The organism is Pseudomonas sp. HY13-MNA-CIBAN-0226 (assembly GCF_040310305.1).
Lineage (GTDB): Bacteria > Pseudomonadota > Gammaproteobacteria > Pseudomonadales > Pseudomonadaceae > Aquipseudomonas > Aquipseudomonas gregormendelii.
In genome coordinates this window covers 214,438-229,602 of record NZ_JBEOPS010000002.1, presented here as the reverse complement: position 1 = coordinate 229,602, position 15,165 = coordinate 214,438, and the positions used below count along the sequence as shown (strand labels likewise).

At 60.1% G+C, this 15,165-nt stretch carries 13 protein-coding genes; 6 read left to right on the top strand and 7 right to left on the bottom strand.

Going from position 1 to position 15,165, the window contains the following annotated elements; all coding sequences use genetic code 11:
* Nucleotides 1-13: 13 nt before the first annotated feature.
* A complete protein-coding gene (locus tag AAEZ05_RS03230) occupies nucleotides 14-1,477 on the bottom strand; it encodes a coniferyl aldehyde dehydrogenase (protein WP_350646601.1) in 1,464 nt (487 codons plus the stop codon).
* Nucleotides 1,478-1,487: 10 nt separating this feature from the next.
* Nucleotides 1,488-3,539, bottom strand: a complete 2,052-nt coding sequence (locus tag AAEZ05_RS03225) for an alkyl/aryl-sulfatase (protein ID WP_350646600.1) — start codon at nucleotides 3,537-3,539, stop codon at nucleotides 1,488-1,490.
* Nucleotides 3,540-3,857: 318 nt separating this feature from the next.
* Here AAEZ05_RS03225 and AAEZ05_RS03220 point away from each other — a divergent pair, with 318 nt between their 5' ends.
* The 6 genes from AAEZ05_RS03220 (at nucleotide 3,858) to AAEZ05_RS03195 (ending at nucleotide 10,574) form a co-directional block, all read left to right on the top strand.
* Nucleotides 3,858-4,643, top strand: coding sequence for an enoyl-CoA hydratase/isomerase family protein (locus AAEZ05_RS03220; RefSeq protein ID WP_045059559.1), 786 nt, complete (start codon nucleotides 3,858-3,860; stop codon nucleotides 4,641-4,643).
* 31 nt (nucleotides 4,644-4,674) lie between these two features.
* Nucleotides 4,675-5,922 carry a thiolase family protein gene (locus tag AAEZ05_RS03215; protein WP_045059558.1) on the top strand — a complete coding sequence of 416 codons (1,248 nt, stop codon included), beginning with the start codon at nucleotides 4,675-4,677 and terminating at the stop codon, nucleotides 5,920-5,922.
* Nucleotides 5,923-5,933: 11 nt separating this feature from the next.
* The gene (locus tag AAEZ05_RS03210) at nucleotides 5,934-7,091 is read left to right on the top strand and encodes an acyl-CoA dehydrogenase family protein (protein WP_045059557.1); all 1,158 of its coding nucleotides are present in this window, start codon (nucleotides 5,934-5,936) and stop codon (nucleotides 7,089-7,091) included.
* Nucleotides 7,092-7,163: 72 nt separating this feature from the next.
* On the top strand, nucleotides 7,164-7,940 hold the full coding sequence (locus AAEZ05_RS03205) for an SDR family NAD(P)-dependent oxidoreductase (protein WP_045059556.1): 777 nt from the start codon (nucleotides 7,164-7,166) through the stop codon (nucleotides 7,938-7,940).
* Between the two features lie 39 nt (nucleotides 7,941-7,979).
* A complete protein-coding gene (locus tag AAEZ05_RS03200) occupies nucleotides 7,980-9,566 on the top strand; it encodes a class I adenylate-forming enzyme family protein (RefSeq protein ID WP_045059555.1) in 1,587 nt (528 codons plus the stop codon).
* A 204-nt stretch (nucleotides 9,567-9,770) separates the two neighbouring features.
* A complete protein-coding gene (locus tag AAEZ05_RS03195) occupies nucleotides 9,771-10,574 on the top strand; it encodes a glycosyltransferase family 2 protein (RefSeq protein ID WP_045059554.1) in 804 nt (267 codons plus the stop codon).
* Between the two features lie 72 nt (nucleotides 10,575-10,646).
* Here the strand turns inward: AAEZ05_RS03195 and AAEZ05_RS03190 are convergent, their stop codons facing one another.
* The 5 genes from AAEZ05_RS03190 to AAEZ05_RS03170 form a co-directional block, all read right to left on the bottom strand.
* Entirely contained in the window at nucleotides 10,647-11,408 is a 762-nt protein-coding gene (locus AAEZ05_RS03190) for a hypothetical protein (RefSeq protein ID WP_045059612.1), read from the bottom strand.
* A gap of 142 nt (nucleotides 11,409-11,550) precedes the next feature.
* Entirely contained in the window at nucleotides 11,551-12,129 is a 579-nt protein-coding gene (locus AAEZ05_RS03185; protein WP_045059611.1) for a hypothetical protein, read from the bottom strand.
* Between the two features lie 102 nt (nucleotides 12,130-12,231).
* Nucleotides 12,232-13,254, bottom strand: coding sequence for an HAD family hydrolase (locus AAEZ05_RS03180; RefSeq protein ID WP_236695854.1), 1,023 nt, complete (start codon nucleotides 13,252-13,254; stop codon nucleotides 12,232-12,234).
* A 52-nt stretch (nucleotides 13,255-13,306) separates the two neighbouring features.
* Nucleotides 13,307-14,122, bottom strand: coding sequence for a hypothetical protein (locus AAEZ05_RS03175; protein WP_082069172.1), 816 nt, complete (start codon nucleotides 14,120-14,122; stop codon nucleotides 13,307-13,309).
* A 16-nt stretch (nucleotides 14,123-14,138) separates the two neighbouring features.
* Nucleotides 14,139-14,957, bottom strand: a complete 819-nt coding sequence (locus AAEZ05_RS03170; protein ID WP_045059551.1) for a DUF2092 domain-containing protein — start codon at nucleotides 14,955-14,957, stop codon at nucleotides 14,139-14,141.
* Nucleotides 14,958-15,165: the final 208 nt, after the last annotated feature.

Here is a 15,165-nt window from a genome sequence, read left to right as displayed (position 1 = left end):
GCGATCCCTTGATTCAAGGTTTCAACAGAGCGCCGACCACCCGGCGAAAAAGCCTGCCATATGGCGGCCGCAGCAGCCCCATGACATCCCAGCGCGGCGGCGTGAATACCGAACGCTCCAGACTGAACGCCTTGAATCCATACCCGCCGCGATACCGACCGAAGCCCGAGTGGCCACAGCCTCCAAAGGGCAAATCAGTCTGGAACAGGTGCTGCATGACTTCGTTGATGCAGGCACCACCGGAATGGGTGCGCTCCAGCACATGCCGGGCTTCGGCGCGGTCTGCGCCGAAGTAGTACAACGCCAATGGCCGGGGATGAGCATTGATGTAGTCGAGCACCTCATTGATGTGGCGATAACCGCGAATCGGCAGCAACGGGCCGAACACTTCTTCCTGCATCGCCAGCGAGGTGTCCGGCGGATCAACCAGCAGAGTCGGCGCGATCTTGCGCGAAGCGCTCAAGTCCTCTCCCCCCGGATTGACCTCGATCACGCGCACGCATCGCTCACGGGCATCTTGCAGGCAGGCTTGCATGCGCCGGTACTGCGCCGGCGTCGCCATCGCCGTGTAGTCCGGATTGTCCAGCAGCGTGGGGAACATCCGCCGCAGTTCGACCTGCATGCAGCTCAACAGGCGTTCACAGTCATCTTCATGCACAAACACATAGTCCGGCGCGATGCAGGCCTGGCCGGCGCTGACACCCTTGCCACCCCAGATTCGTCGGGCGGCGTTTTCCAGGTTGGCACCGCGCCCGATGATGGTCGGCGACTTGCCGCCCAGCTCAAGAGTCAGCGGCGTCAGGTTTTGCGCCGCAGCGCGCATCACCAACCGCCCGACCCGTGGGCTGCCGGTAAACACCAGATGATCGAGCGGCATCGCGGAAAACCCCGCGCCCAACTCGGCACCGCCGACAAACCCCGCCACTTCGCTGTCATCGAACTGCTCGGCGAGCAATTCGATCAACAGACCCGCGGTGGCCGGTGACTGGTCGGAGAACAGGATGATGGCGCGATTCCCCGCCGCCAGCGCTTCGGCCAGTGGCCCCAGAGCGATCGCTATCGGGAAATTCCACGGTGAAATGATGCCGATGGTGCCCAGGGGCTGATAGTGAATGTGCGCCCTCGCGCCCAGCCAGCCACCGCCCAGTTCGGCTTTGCGGCGCTCTGGGCGCATCCAGCGGCGAACATGATCACGGGCATATTGGAGCCCGCGGATCGGCAACAACACATCGGCCATCAGCGATTGGTCATGGCTGCGCCAGGTAAAGTCCTGGGCCAGCGCTTCACACAGTCGCTGCTGGTGATCGACCAACAATTTGATGACCCGGTTGATGCGCTCGATTCGCAACTCGGCCGAAGGCGGCCCCTCAATCCGGGATGCCGCCTGCTGCCGGGCCAGCACCGCTCGGACGCCGTCAATCGCGGCATTGGCCGTGGTCTGGGTGTCGTTTTCGTTGTCGTGCAACGCAGAGTGCATGGTACGGCTCCTATTGTGCAGGCGGATTGGGCCCGACCAGCTCAAAGTCCGGAGAGAATTTGTCCAGCGCGCCCAGCACCTGGTAGACCGCGATCTTGCTGCCGTCGATCTTAAGGTCGCCTTTGAACACCGCCTCGATCGGCGACACTGTCTCCGCCAGGATCGCGTTGAGCGTCTCGCGCGTCAGGGTCAGGGTGGCATCGGCTTTTTCGGCGTTGTAATCGGCGATGTAGGTCAGCGCCGAGTTTTCCAGGTTGAGCATGTAGCGCGTGCCCGAGGGGCCGACGTCCGTGAAGTTCCAGTTGAGGACAATGTGCTTGCCCTCGACATCCGCGGCCTTCAGGCGCACACCCAGGTAATCGAAAATATTGTCGAGGGTCAGCGCCCGAAGCATGTCGGGGCTGGCCGTGCGCAACGGCGAGGCGAGCGTCTTGCCACCGCTGCGGTGCTCCATGGCGGCCGCCAGGTAGCTATTGCGCTCAACCGCCGATTCGGCCTGGTATCCCAACTGCTCCAGGGCATCAGCGGCCAGTTCACGCGCCGCGCTGTTGTCTGGTTCGGCGAAAACCAGATGACTCATCGCCTGCGCCACCCAACGGTATTCACCCTGGGCGAAATCGTTGCGCGCACGGGCCAGAACAGCGTCGGCACCGCCGCCATAGGCCACGAACTTCTTGCCGTAATCTACGTCGGACAAGGCATCCATATTCGCCGGATTGGCGTCATACCAACCCATGTATTGCTGGTACACCGCCTTGGAGTTGCGCTGCACCGAACCATAGAAACCATGGGTGAAGGTTTCATTGGCAAGGCTTGCCGGGACGTGACTGCGCATGTACTCGGCGATCTCGACCGGCTTGTAGCCTTTGTTGATCAGCCGCAACGACTGGTCGTGCAGCCACTTGTACATATCCCGCTGTTTGGACAGATAGTTAACCACGCGCTCATGCCCGAACACCGGCCAACCGTGCTGCCCCACCAGGATGTCGGCACCTGGCGCGAACTGATGCAGTGCTTCGTTCAGGTACTTCGACCAGGCCAGGCCATCGCGAATGGTTGCGCCGCGCAACGTCAGCAATTGATGCTGGGTCGGCAGCGCCAGTTCGCCCGTATCGAGCACCTTGAATTGCGGAAAATAGTGGATGAACTCGGCCGGCGCCTCGGTGCCCGGTGCGAGCATGTTGACGATTTCCACGCCATCGATGGTCAGCGTCTGCACCGGTTGACTGAGCTCGATGGTCGGCGGGATCAAGGTGATGGTGCCGTTGGACAGCGCCTTGGCGCCACCCAGGTCGATCTGGCCCTGGGCGCTGCGCGGCAAGGTCGTACCGAACTGGTACTCGGCGCGGCGGCTCATGGCGTTGCCGGCCATGACGTTCTCGGCGACCGCCGTTGCCATGAAGCCTGCCGGGGCGATGATCTGCACTTTGCCCGACTTCACATCCGCCTCATCGACGATGCCGCGAATCCCCGCGAAGTGATCGACATGGCTGTGGTTGTAGAGCACTGCCACCACGGGTTTGCGGGGCCGATGCTGGTAATACAGCTCAAGGGAGGCACGCGCCACCTCGGTGGCCAGGTTGCAGTCGACAATAATCAGGCCGGTCTCGCCTTCGATGATGGTCATGTTGGTCAGGTCCAGGCCGCGCACCTGATAAAAGCCGTCGGTGACCTTGAACAGGCCGTTGGCCATGCTTTTTCGTGCCTGCTGCCACAGGCTCGGGTTGACCGTTGCAGGCGCATCGGGGTTGTCGAGGAATTCATAGCCTTTGAGGCTGTAGACGACGTGACCATCGGCAGCGGTGGTTTCGGCATCGGGGAGGCTGGCAATGAAGCCGTGCTGGATATCGGCTTCCACATCGTGGTCGACGGGGGGCATGTTGTGCGCCGTATTGGCGTTGACGGCGATGGTCGCTGCCGTCGCCACTTTCGCCCCCCCCTGCCCGGCGCTGGTTTCGGCGGCTTGCACCTGAACCCCGGTTTGCCCTCGCGACCATTGCAGCGCCCCGACAATGCTGGCGGCCAGCACTGACACTGTCAGCACTACACGGATTTTCTTCATCGCACGGTCTCTCATTGATTGTTATTCGAATACCGTTTCGATGGTGCAAGCAAGAGCGCCCGGCGTGCCGGTCTTCTCAATCAATTCATCTGTCTTCACAGGCCTGCAGGCGCCGACGCAGGCTATACGATTCCTTTTTTTTAAGATCAAAAGATCGCAGCCTGCGGCAGCTCCTACAGGGGGGGGCTTGGTTTGCGCCTCCCCCTACCCTGCGGACCACCGCTTTCGTTGCAATGACCTGCGACCGCCCCGTGCGCATTCCTACTATCGGCTCATCGACTACGCCAACTACGCGACTAACAATAAAGGGGAGTTGTGATGAGTGAAGATGTCCTGCTGTATGAAATCGTCGGCCCGGTGGCGCGCCTCACGCTCAACCGGCCACGGGCCATGAACGCGCTGAACCTGGCGACCCTCGCCGAGCTCGAGCGCTGCCTCAACGACATCGCCGGCAACGACGAACTGCGGGTGGTGATCCTAACCGGCAATGGCCCGGCCTTCTGCGCCGGCGCCGATTTAAAAGAAGTCCTGGCCGGCAGCAGCCTGCCCGCCGGCGAAGCAGACTTTCTTGACCGTGCCAACCTGGTGTTCGGTCAACTGCGCAACTTCCCCAAACCAGTCATAGCCGCCCTGAATGGCGTGACCATGGCCGGTGGTCTGGAACTGGCGATGTGCGCGGACATAGTGGTGGCGGCGCACACCGCGACCCTCGCCGATGCCCACGCCAATTTCGGCGTCTACCCCGGTGCCGGCGGCGCGGCAGTGTTGCCACGCCTGATTCCATTGAACATCGCGATGTACTTGCTGATGACCGGAAAATCCCTCTCGGCCAAGGAAATGAAGGGCTACGGCCTGGTGTGCGAAGTTCACGCCGACGCCGAACTCGCCGATGCGGCCCTGATACTGGCCAATCAGATCGCGAAGAAAAGCCCGATTGCCCTGCGCCGCATGAAGGAAGTGGCCCGTGCCTCGGCAGACAAGTCCCGGGACGACGCCCTGCAGCACGAGCAGGTGATGCTGCGTCAACACCTGCGCACCGCCGATTTCCAGGAAGGCCTGCAAGCCTTCGGCGAAAAACGCGCGCCGAATTTCAAGGGCCGCTAGGCCCCAATTGCGTTTCTATCAGGAACAGACAATGAACGATATTTACGTAGTGGGCGTCGGCATGACGCCGTTTGGCCGCTTGCTGGAGCGCAGCGTGTACGACATGGTCGGCGAAGCAGTCGGCCTGGCATTGCAGGACGCTGGCGCGACCAACGCCGACATCGGCTCGGTGTACTACAGCACCATGACCAACGGCATGTTGCAGGGCCAGACCGGCATCCCCGGCCCGATCGCCATGCGCCGCCTCGGCATTGAAGGCGTACCGGTATTTTCGGTGGAAAACGCCTGCGCCTCCGGTTCCTCGGCGTTCAACCTCGCCACGCTGGCGTTACGCGCAGGTCAGTGCGATATCGCCCTGGCAGTCGGTGCCGAGAAGATGAATGTCCCGGACAAAGCCAAAATGTTCGCCGTGTTCGACGGCGGCTGGGACGTCTCTACCGTAGAGGCCAACAAGCACCTGCTGCTGGCCATGGGCGAAGGCATCGAACCGCCGCCAGGCACCGTCTCCGAGCGTCCGTATAGCATTTTCATGGACGTGTATGCCGCGATTTGTCGCAACCACATGATGCGTTACGGCACTACGCAGCGGCAGATCGCCGCCGTCGCGGCGAAAAACCACCAGCATTCGGTGCACAACCCCCTCTCGCAGTTCCGGCAGGCATTCAGCATTGACGAGGTACTGGCCTCGCCCCCTATCTGTTACCCGCTGACCACCCTCATGTGCTCGCCGATCAGCGACGGCGCCGCCGCTGTGCTGCTGTGCAACGCCGAGGGCCTCAAGCGCCTGAAAAACGCCGGCGACCGCGCCGTTCGCGTGCTGGCCAGCGTGGTGCAGACCGGCACCGACCGACGCCTGGATGAGCCGGAAAAAATCGTCGCGCACCTGGCGGCAAAAAAAGCCTATGCCCACGCCGGCATCGCCCCATCGGACGTGGACGTCGCCGAAGTACACGACGCCTCTGCCATCGGCGAAATCCTCAACGCCGAATCGCTGATGCTGGTGCCCTTTGGCGAAGGCGGCCCGGCGGCCGAGCGCGGTGATTTCACCGTCGGTGGCCGCATGCCAATCAACCCGTCCGGCGGCCTCGAATCCAAGGGCCACCCAATCGGCGCTACCGGTCTAGGGCAAATCCATGAGCTGGTCACGCAACTGCGCGGTGAGGCCGGCAAGCGCCAGGTCGAAGGTGCGCGCATCGCCATCCAGGAAAACGGCGGCGGGCTGTTCGGCATCGAAGAAGCCGTGGTCGCCGTCAACATTCTCGCCAACAAGAAAATTTAAGGAGAACCCTCATGGGACACGTCATGCGCACCCCGGAACAACTCGAAGCGGTCGAGAGTTTCCGTCGTTTCCTGGCCGACAAGATCGACCCGGTATTCAACAAGGAATACCGCGATAAATTCATGCCCAAAGAGAAAATGGCCGAGATCATGCGCCAGCTCTCCGAGTTCGGCATGGTCTCCGGCGCGGTCAGCGAAGCCAACGGCGGCCTGGGCCTGGACTGGCCTACCATGACCATGTTGTTCGAAGAGGTCGCGGCCTGCTCCGTAGACCTGTCGACACCCGTGGTGATCAACTCCTTCGGCGCGCAGATGCTGGAAAAGCTCGCCCCCGATCACCTGCGCGAGCGTTATTTGCCGGGCCTGATCAGCGGCGACTCGTTCGTCAGCGTCGGCATCTCGGAACCGGACGTCGGCTCCAATGTGCTGGAAATCAAGACCCGCGCACGCCGCGACGGTGATGACTACATCATCACCGGCGAGAAAACCTGGATCAGCAACGGCTCTTACTCAGACTTTTTGATCTGCACCTGCCGCACTGGCGATGACCCGCGCAAGGGCCTGACCCACTTCCTGCTCGACCGCAAAGAACACCCGTATGAAGTGCAGAACATCCACAAGATGGCCTGGAACAGCCAGTCCACCGCGCAGATCTTCCTCAACGACGTGCGCGTTCCGGCCAGCAACATCATCGGCGGCGAAGGCCAGGCACTGAAAAACACCCTGTCGTTCTTCGAGCGTTCGCGGGTGTTTGTAGCGGCTCAAGGCCTGGGCATCGGCCGTCGCGCGCTGGAAGAAGCGGTGCGTTATGCTAAGGAACGCAAGCAACACGGCAAGTTGATCGCCGGCCACCAGTTGATCTCCGCAATGCTCGCCGAGATGGCCACCAACGTCGACGCCGCCCGCCTGCTGACCTACCGCGCCGCCGAGATGATCGGTGCCGGTATCCCGGCCGAAATGGAAGCCGCCATGGCCAAGTATTTCGCCTGTGAAGCCGCGGTGACCATTGCCCGCCAGGCGGTACAGATTCACGGCGGCGCGGGTGTCACCACCGACTTCCTGGTCGAGAAACTCGCCCGAGAAGCGATCATCGTGCCGATTCCGGAAGGCACCACGCAGATCCAGCAACTGATCATTGGCCGCGCCCTGACCGGGGTCAATGCGTTCTGATCAGCCGCCTGTTCCATCTCTAACAATAACAACCCGGCTCCGTCGAGCCGGGCAGCGAACAAGGACACACTCATGCGTATTCAAGACAAAGTCATCGTGATCACCGGCGGCGCTTCAGGCCTGGGCCTGGCTACGGCGCATTACATGGCGGGCGAAAAAGCCGCCAAAGTGGCGATTTTCGACCTGAACATCGAAGCCGGCGAAAAGGCCGTGGCCGAGATTGGCGCGGACCGGGCGATGTTCGTGCAAACCGATGTCAGCGATGAAACCTCGGTACAAAACGCGGTCAATGCTGTGGTCGCGAAGTTCGGCGCTATTCACGTCTGCATCAACGGCGCTGCCGTACCGAACGGCTTCAAGGTGCTGGGCAAGGAAGGCAAGGCAGCGCCGCTGTCGAAATTCGCCCTGGCCACCTCGATCAACCTCAATGGTGTATTCAACGTCATGTCCAAGTGCGCCGAGCACATGGCCAACAACGAAGCAGAAGCCGGCGAAGAGCGCGGCGTGGTGATCAACGTGTCGTCCGGCGCCGCCTACGAAGGCCAGGTCGGCCAGTGTGCGTACGCGGCCACCAAGGCTGGCGTGATCGGCATGAACATGCCCGCCGCGCGTGAATTGGGCGCCATCGGGGTGCGGGTCAACGCCATCGCACCGGGCCTGTTCCTGACCACCATGGTCGCGGGCCTGGACGAGAAAGTCCTGAACTCGCTCAAGGAGCAAATGGAAGCGCCCAAACGCCTGGGTGACATGCGCGAGTTCGCTCATTGCTGCGCCTTCCTGATTGAAAACGCCTACGTCAACGGCGAGACCATCCGTCTCGATGCCGCCTCGCGCATGCGTGCCCGCTAAACGCGTTGCGGTCTTCTTGAGCCACTAGAGCAACTCACCATGAAAATGAATTTTTGCCGGATCATGCGCTTGCTCGCGCTGCGCCACCGCGATCATGAGGCGATCGTCAACGTCGAGCGCAATCGGCGGTACACCTACGATCAATATCACCTGCTGACCAACCGCATCGCCGATGTCCTGCGCTCGAAGTTCGAAATGCGGGCGGGCGAGCGCTTCATGCTGATCCTGGAAAACGACAACCTCAGCCTGATGATGTTTCCCAGCACCTTCAAGCAGGAAGGCACGGTGGTCATGACCAACCTGCGCGACCCGCTCGACGAGCACGCGCGGCAGATCGACCTCGTCAAACCACGGGTGGTGTTTCTGGAAACCCGCTTGCTGGATAGCTACTACGGCATGCTGCGCAGCCGCAATTGCGAGATCGTGGTGATGGACCTGCCCACCGACGAGCAAGCTACCCTGCCCGGCGTGCACACCTTCTGGCCACTGGTAGAAGCGGCGTCGGATCTCGATAACGACGTGACGCTCGATACCGACCAACACATTTGCATGTTGCGCTTTACCGGTGGCACCACCGGCAAGGGCAAGTGCGCGATGTATTCGATCGACAACTGGATGGCCTGTCGCGACGCGGCGTTTATCAATACGGATCTGGGCCTGTCGAGCATGACGCGGCTGCTGCACGTCTCGCCGTTGTCCCACGGCACACTGATGCTGTTCTTCCCCACCGTTTTCGGTGGTGGCACCAACATCACCCTGAACCAGCTGGACATGGAAAACTGGCGTCAAATAGTCGAAAGCGAGCGCGTCACCCACTCGTTCCTGGTACCGACCGTGCTGTATCGCTTGTTGGAACTGCAGCGGGCAGATCCGAAAGACTTCTCGTCGCTGACCACGCTGATATACGGCGCTGCGCCGATGAGCCCGGACAAGCTTGGTGAACTGGTCGCCTGCTTCGGGCAGATCTTCGTCCAGGGTTACGCCGCCACCGAATCGCCGATGATCATCGCTGCCCTCGGCAAGGCTGCTCATCAACCCGGTGATGCCGCCGCCCTGCAACACTTGTCATCCGCTGGCCAGCCGACCCCCGGTGTGGAAGTGTTTATCGCCGACCCGGATGGCAATCCGCTGCCCGTTGGTGAGACCGGCGAAATTCGCATTCGCTGCAAAGCCATCATCAAGGGTTACTACGAGAATCCGGAGGCCACGGCGGCCGAGTTTGACGATGGTGCATGGAAGTCCGGTGACCTGGGCTACATCGATGCTAGTGGCTACCTGTACATCGTTGACCGTCTGAAGGACATGATCATCAGCGGCGGCTTCAACGTGTATGCGGTGGAGGTCGAAGCTGCGCTGGCGGCGCACCCGTCGGTGCTGATGGCCGCCGTCATTGGCATTCCACACCCTGAATGGGGCGAAGCGGTGCATGCCGAAGTGATCTTGCGCCAAGGGGAAACGGTTACTTGCGAAGAGCTGATCGCGCAGACCCGCGCTCGACTGGGGGGCTACAAGGCGCCCAAATCCCTGGTGTTTGTTGAAGAGCTGCCAACGTCCGTTGTCGGCAAGGTCCTGCGTCGCCAGGTACGGGAGAAATACTGGGAGGGGTCTACGCGCAAGATCAGCTGATAGCCGGCGTGCGCCGGCAGGCGGTCCTCTGCCGGTTGCACCGCCTGTTTCACCCCCCTCAACCAGGTTCCAACATCAGCGCATGCCGGCGTTTTTGGCTGGAACCCGGCGAGATTAAGTTTCACTTAAGGTCGCTTAATTACTCTCGCGCCCACTCACACCGCTGCACAAACCAAGCGCAAACAATAACTGGGCATTCAGGTTATGAAGCATTTTTCGGACAGCACGAACCCACCTTTCAGCATTGTTCTGGTTAATTACAAAACACTCGACATCACCAAAGCCTGCCTCGACCTTTTATATAAACACGTGGGGCACCGAAATATCCCGGTCTGGGTCGTTGACAACGACTCCGCAGATGAGAGCGTCCAGTACCTGCGCTCGCTGAACTGGATCAACCTGATCGAACGCAAGTCAGCCGGCCCGGAAGCGGGCCATATGGCGCATGGCAGAGCGCTCGACATGGCCCTGGCCAGCGTTACAACCGACTACCTGTTCCTGCTGCACACCGACACCTTCATCTACGATGAATCCGTGTTCGACATGATGTTGAGCAAATGCATCAACAATCCGCAGGTCGCGGCCGCAGGCTGTGTCGAGCAACTGGATCGCGGGGTGATCAGGTCTTCATGGCGTTATGCTTCGCGGCTGTACAAACACCATTACCGCCGCCTGAAACAAACCTTGGGGCTGCGCTCCAAAGACCCGAAGCCTTGGCGTGAAGTCCACCTGAAGAGTTTTTGCACCCTGTGGAACTGTGGGCTGATGAAGCAGCATGATCTGCATTTCCAGCTGGATGATCGTGTGCCTGGGTACACGCTGCAAGACCGCATGGTCGAGATGGGATACACCGTCGAATTCATTTCGCCCGGAACGATATTCAAGTACCTGGACCACATCCAGGCCGGCACAGTCGCTGCCGCCGGCGGCTACGAAAACACCCACCGCCGCAGCAAAATGTATAACGACATGCTCAAACGCATCGGCAAAACCGGCTTTGCGCAATAAGCACAGACCAACCTCATCAACGTGCGCACTTCGGGAGGACCTGACTCAAGTCGCCCCACTCAAGCTTGTGGGTCACTTGGGAAACAGAAACGTCACAGCCGCCCGTACGCCCCAGCCTCTGGCGCCGTCTTCCGGGCTTTCGGCCCAGTAACGTGGGCCGACCTGAAGGGTCAGTGGCTGCCCTGCGACCTTCAGCAGTTGAGTGACCGTCACATTCACCGGCACGGCCCACTCCCGGGACTGCCAGTTGTAAACCGACTCGGTGTTGACCCCGAAGGTGGTGTAGGTGGACGTGGTGTACGACAGGAACGGTTGCAGGAACGTCTGGTTGACCTTTTGCGCGCCATTGGAGCCCTCTCCGTCCAGACTCCAGATATGATTGGCCAGGATGCCTCGGGTCCAGCCGTTGGATTGCTTCAAGGCCACAACCGTGGGCCCCAATCCCCATTGGCGACTGCTCAGCAGTGCATCGCTGCCGGTGGGAATCAGCAGCGCCGGTCCGCCGCCCAGAATCCAGCCACTGGCCGTAGGCGCCTTGGGCGAGAAGAAAAAGCTCTGGGTAACGTCGCCGATGCCGGATTTGTCCGCTACGCCATTCGGCGCCAGGCCATGTTGGTCAATCACCGGCAAAATCGTCCGTGAAATCAGGTTCCATTCACTGTTCAGTTCGAAGGGCAACACCGGCTGAATGTTGGTCACGCTGTGCATGCCCTCACCCGTCGGCCCCATCTTCTGGTCCCAGGTGTACTGGATCGGCAGGCTGTACATCGCGGCAATCGGATTGAGCGCCTTTTTGGCCAGCTCAGCAGAATCCTCGGCGAGGGCCAGTCCCATCGGAGCCAGGCACAGACTGCAACTGAGCAGAAGGTATTTCGGTTGATGCACCAGCATGCTTCAACTCCCGATGGAATCAACCGCTATCGATCAGTGCCCTCTTGTGTGAGGGCACCTCGCGATAACCGCTTAACCAGAAACTTTAATGCTGGCTAGTGACTTTGAGAATATCGGTGTAGGTAACCCGGATACTCTGACCTACCTTCAGGTCCTTCAATTTCGCCTGGATTTCAGGTCTTTCGATATCAATGACCTTGGACTGTCCGGCAGGGTTTTCGAAGGTCAACTGTTTTTTATCGAGGTCGATGTGGGTAATTTTTAACTGGACCCGCACCTGGCGGTAAGCCTCGCCTCCGGGATTCGGATTGTTTGGGGTGGCGCGAATATCGCCGACGGTTTCGCTATTCTCTGGCAGCCCCTTGTCCACATCTGTGTCGAGGTAAGCCGCTACCGCATGAGTAACTTCGACGCTGACACTGTCACCTACCTTGAGGTTGCCCAGGTCTTTGGCCCTATCTGTCAGTTGTACATGGACCTGCCTACCTTCGGGGCCTTCAAGGACGACCTGATGTTTGGCAGCATCAACCGCCAGGACCTTGGTCACCATCCGATCCTTCAGCACCTCGGCGGCTAACGGAATATCCGCGGCAATGGCGCTGAAGCTGGCGACCGACAGCAAGGTAGTCAGCGTAATTGCTTTAGTCAGTAAGTGTAGTTTCACCGGCTTTCCCCTATCTATAAAGTCCAGGCGGATTGCACACTTGCAATCCATTTCGCTGGAGTATTGACCAACGAATCGATAGTGTTCCCGCGCCGTTATCCATCAAGGCTCGAACGCGAAGACACGCTTCCAGTCAGTTTTCATTTTTATGATCGTCCAACCCTGCTTTTCTGCCTGGTCATACAGGGACTGGGGGAACGTGCCTACTTTGCTGTCCGGTAATCCCTGCGCGGGCCCATAGGCGTACTCTCGCTCCTTATCGTCGTGCAGCAGCAACATGGCCAGGCGAGCCCCCTTACCCGCGCTGGCGTACTCCAGCATTTGCTGATCGCCTGTGGAGTTGCCGAATGCTGCCTGAGGGCGGCGCCCGATCATCAAATGGATACCTTCGGGTTTTCCGACGTCATTGTTGTTGAGGAGCAACTTGGGTTCCTTGATCAGTTGGGGTTTGCCATTCGCATCGTACCCGTAGGAGGTGGTGCCGGCTGTGCCGATAACCTGCTCCGGGGGAATGCCATATACCTGCTCCGAATAGACGCGAGTAAAATCCTGTCCGCCCCCGGTCACGATGTAGGTTTTGTAGCCGTTCTCGCGCAGATAACTCAGTACTTCCTGCATCGGCAGGTAAGCAAGTTCGGTGTACGGACGCTTCCAACGGGGATCGCGCGCTTTCGCCAACCATTCTTTGGCCTGCGCCTCAAACGCGTCCTCGGACATTCCCGTCAGCGTAGCAGCGGCAATTTTGACGATGTCGGGCAACGTGAGTTTGGTAAGCGCTTCACGGTTGCCGGACATGACTGTTTTGAAGGGTTCCACCTCTGCTAGCGCAGGCTTGGCCTTGACCAGCGCGGGCACCTGTTCGAGGCAATACATCAGCAATGAGTAAACCGGTTGTTCAACCCACAAGGTGCCATCCTGATCGAACGTCGCGATGCGTTCTGACACTGGTACAAACTCTGCGCCACCTTCGGTTGTTGTGACCTTCACGAAGTGGATGATTGCTTGCTTGGCGGCCCCCTCATTCCAGGAAGGCAACGGTTCGGCATGGACACCAGCGCCCGCGAACAGCAGCACCCCGATCAGACAGGTATGGCGTAAGCGAGCAAACACTGCAGTTACAGTCATGCTGAATCCTCTCATGGAGGTAAAGGAACCATAGCGCCGTATCCGGCTTCTCCTACGGCATTGGCACCACGGTATAGAACACACCATTGGCACCGTACGCAGGTTTTACCCACGAATTTCCACATTGATAGTAAGTACGGCTAGACACGGTTCTGAGCCCGCATCCCGTGGGAAGACTGACAAAGGTTGTCCCCATGGGCATTGTCGACGGCGCGGACGCCGTCATCCCTGCGTTGTAACCTGCGCCGTAGGCATTGTTGGTGGCATTGTTATTGGCCGCTGTCGCGATAGCGGCACCGGCCACCATCCCTACAGCTGCCGCGGCGGCGGGATTCACGTCATTGTTATAACCACAGTTGTAGCAGCCGCTGCTGGCATAAACGGCGGTCGGTGGATGGTAGTAGCTGGTGCCGTACGTCGCTGGATGGTAGGCCGTGGTGCCATACCCGTCCGCGTGATAGCCGCTGGCGCTTGCGCCATATTCGCCTTGGGCGTGCCATGCACCTCCCCCACCGGAAGCCGTGCCGCCTTCGGCGCCAGTCCCATGCCATGATCCCTCGCCGCCGGAGGCTGTTCCGCCGTTTTCAGCCTTGCCACTCCAGCTGCCCCCGCCACCGGAAGCCGAGCCGCCGCGATAACCTGAGCCGCTCCAGCTGCCGCCACCGCCTGAAGCCGATCCGCCGCGATTGCTTTCGCCACTCCAGCTGCCACCACCGCCTGAAGCAGAGCCGTACTCTCCGGAGTGGCTCCACGAGCCGCCACCGCCGGATGAGCGCCCGAAGCTGGAAGCATGCGACCAGGCCACCGCTTGATTACAACTGAGCAACGCGACCAACAGGCCTGCGAACGTCACGATAGATCTGTTCATGGTTCAGCCTCCTCGCTCAGGGTTTTGTCACCGGTTCTTTAACCCCGTCCGGGGCTCGCAGGTCCGGCGGTGGAGAAAACTCGATCCGGTGCGCCGTCTCGGCATGCTCGGGTTTGAAGAAGTCCGCCGTCAGCGCAGATTCAAGTTTCCAGTCACTGAAGGCGACCTGATGCCGGGACTGGGTCGGGTCATCACGGAACACCGCACGCAGCATGCGGGGCAACTTGTCCTGTGTGCCGATCCAGGCCTGGACGAATACGACGTCGTTGGCGTAGGCAATCACATCCGTAGTCGTATCGCCGACCACCGTCGACTGACCAATGAAAAACGCCAGTCGCATGTCCCGCGCCAGATCCTTATAGGGATCGGTGACGATCACATCGGTAAAGGGAAAGTAGATGGCTGCACGTTGGTACGCGGCCTCAAGGGTTGCATCTATGGTAGGCGGCGCGTCTGCCTGCGCCAGCAGATTTTGCTTGGGCTCGAAGGCATAGGCCTGCTTGCCGTCATAGTAAAACTCGGTCGCCGGACCATCGCCCGAGGTCAGCACGCGCAGGCGGTCGGGCCGCTGCACATTGACCAGCGCTACCGTGTTGTAAGCCAAGGGTGGCCCGAGTCGACTGGGTTTCTCATAGGTAGTAATGGCGGTGAAGCTCATACCCTGGGTGCCGGCCAGCTTGACGCTCATGGCCTTCAGAATCTCCAGTGCCTTGGGCTCCAACTGATTGGTCGGCGCATCAACGGCAGCGGGTTGGGCCGCCTGCAAGGGAACGGCAATCGCTCCCATGATCAAACTAAGAGAGAACAATCGGACACGCTGCAATAGGTGCGACATCTTTTGTTCTCCGCAGAGAGCCAGTCAGGTTTTAAAGCGTAGCAACGGATTTAGCAGCAAGCGGACTAAATTAAGCAGCAGATTCCGGTTTTATGACGATCGCCATTCGAATCGCTGACGCCTCTGTAAACCCTGTGAAACAACGGACATCCGACGGCCAATTAATTACTGGATATTTCAAAATTCATACCTACGCTCTTTCGCGGGG

What these genes read in the sequence shown, in the direction of transcription:
- AAEZ05_RS03230 (WP_350646601.1), bottom strand. Translation starts at nt 1,477, where the DNA reads ATGCACTCTGCGTTGCACGACAACGAAAACGACACCCAGACCACGGCC.
- AAEZ05_RS03225 (WP_350646600.1), bottom strand. Translation starts at nt 3,539, where the DNA reads ATGAAGAAAATCCGTGTAGTGCTGACAGTGTCAGTGCTGGCCGCCAGC.
- AAEZ05_RS03220 (WP_045059559.1), top strand. Translation starts at nt 3,858, where the DNA reads ATGAGTGAAGATGTCCTGCTGTATGAAATCGTCGGCCCGGTGGCGCGC.
- AAEZ05_RS03215 (WP_045059558.1), top strand. Translation starts at nt 4,675, where the DNA reads ATGAACGATATTTACGTAGTGGGCGTCGGCATGACGCCGTTTGGCCGC.
- AAEZ05_RS03210 (WP_045059557.1), top strand. Translation starts at nt 5,934, where the DNA reads ATGGGACACGTCATGCGCACCCCGGAACAACTCGAAGCGGTCGAGAGT.
- AAEZ05_RS03205 (WP_045059556.1), top strand. Translation starts at nt 7,164, where the DNA reads ATGCGTATTCAAGACAAAGTCATCGTGATCACCGGCGGCGCTTCAGGC.
- AAEZ05_RS03200 (WP_045059555.1), top strand. Translation starts at nt 7,980, where the DNA reads ATGAAAATGAATTTTTGCCGGATCATGCGCTTGCTCGCGCTGCGCCAC.
- AAEZ05_RS03195 (WP_045059554.1), top strand. Translation starts at nt 9,771, where the DNA reads ATGAAGCATTTTTCGGACAGCACGAACCCACCTTTCAGCATTGTTCTG.
- AAEZ05_RS03190 (WP_045059612.1), bottom strand. Translation starts at nt 11,408, where the DNA reads ATGGGACTGGCCCTCGCCGAGGATTCTGCTGAGCTGGCCAAAAAGGCG.
- AAEZ05_RS03180 (WP_236695854.1), bottom strand. Translation starts at nt 13,254, where the DNA reads ATGACTGTAACTGCAGTGTTTGCTCGCTTACGCCATACCTGTCTGATC.
- AAEZ05_RS03175 (WP_082069172.1), bottom strand. Translation starts at nt 14,122, where the DNA reads ATGAACAGATCTATCGTGACGTTCGCAGGCCTGTTGGTCGCGTTGCTC.
- AAEZ05_RS03170 (WP_045059551.1), bottom strand. Translation starts at nt 14,957, where the DNA reads ATGTCGCACCTATTGCAGCGTGTCCGATTGTTCTCTCTTAGTTTGATC.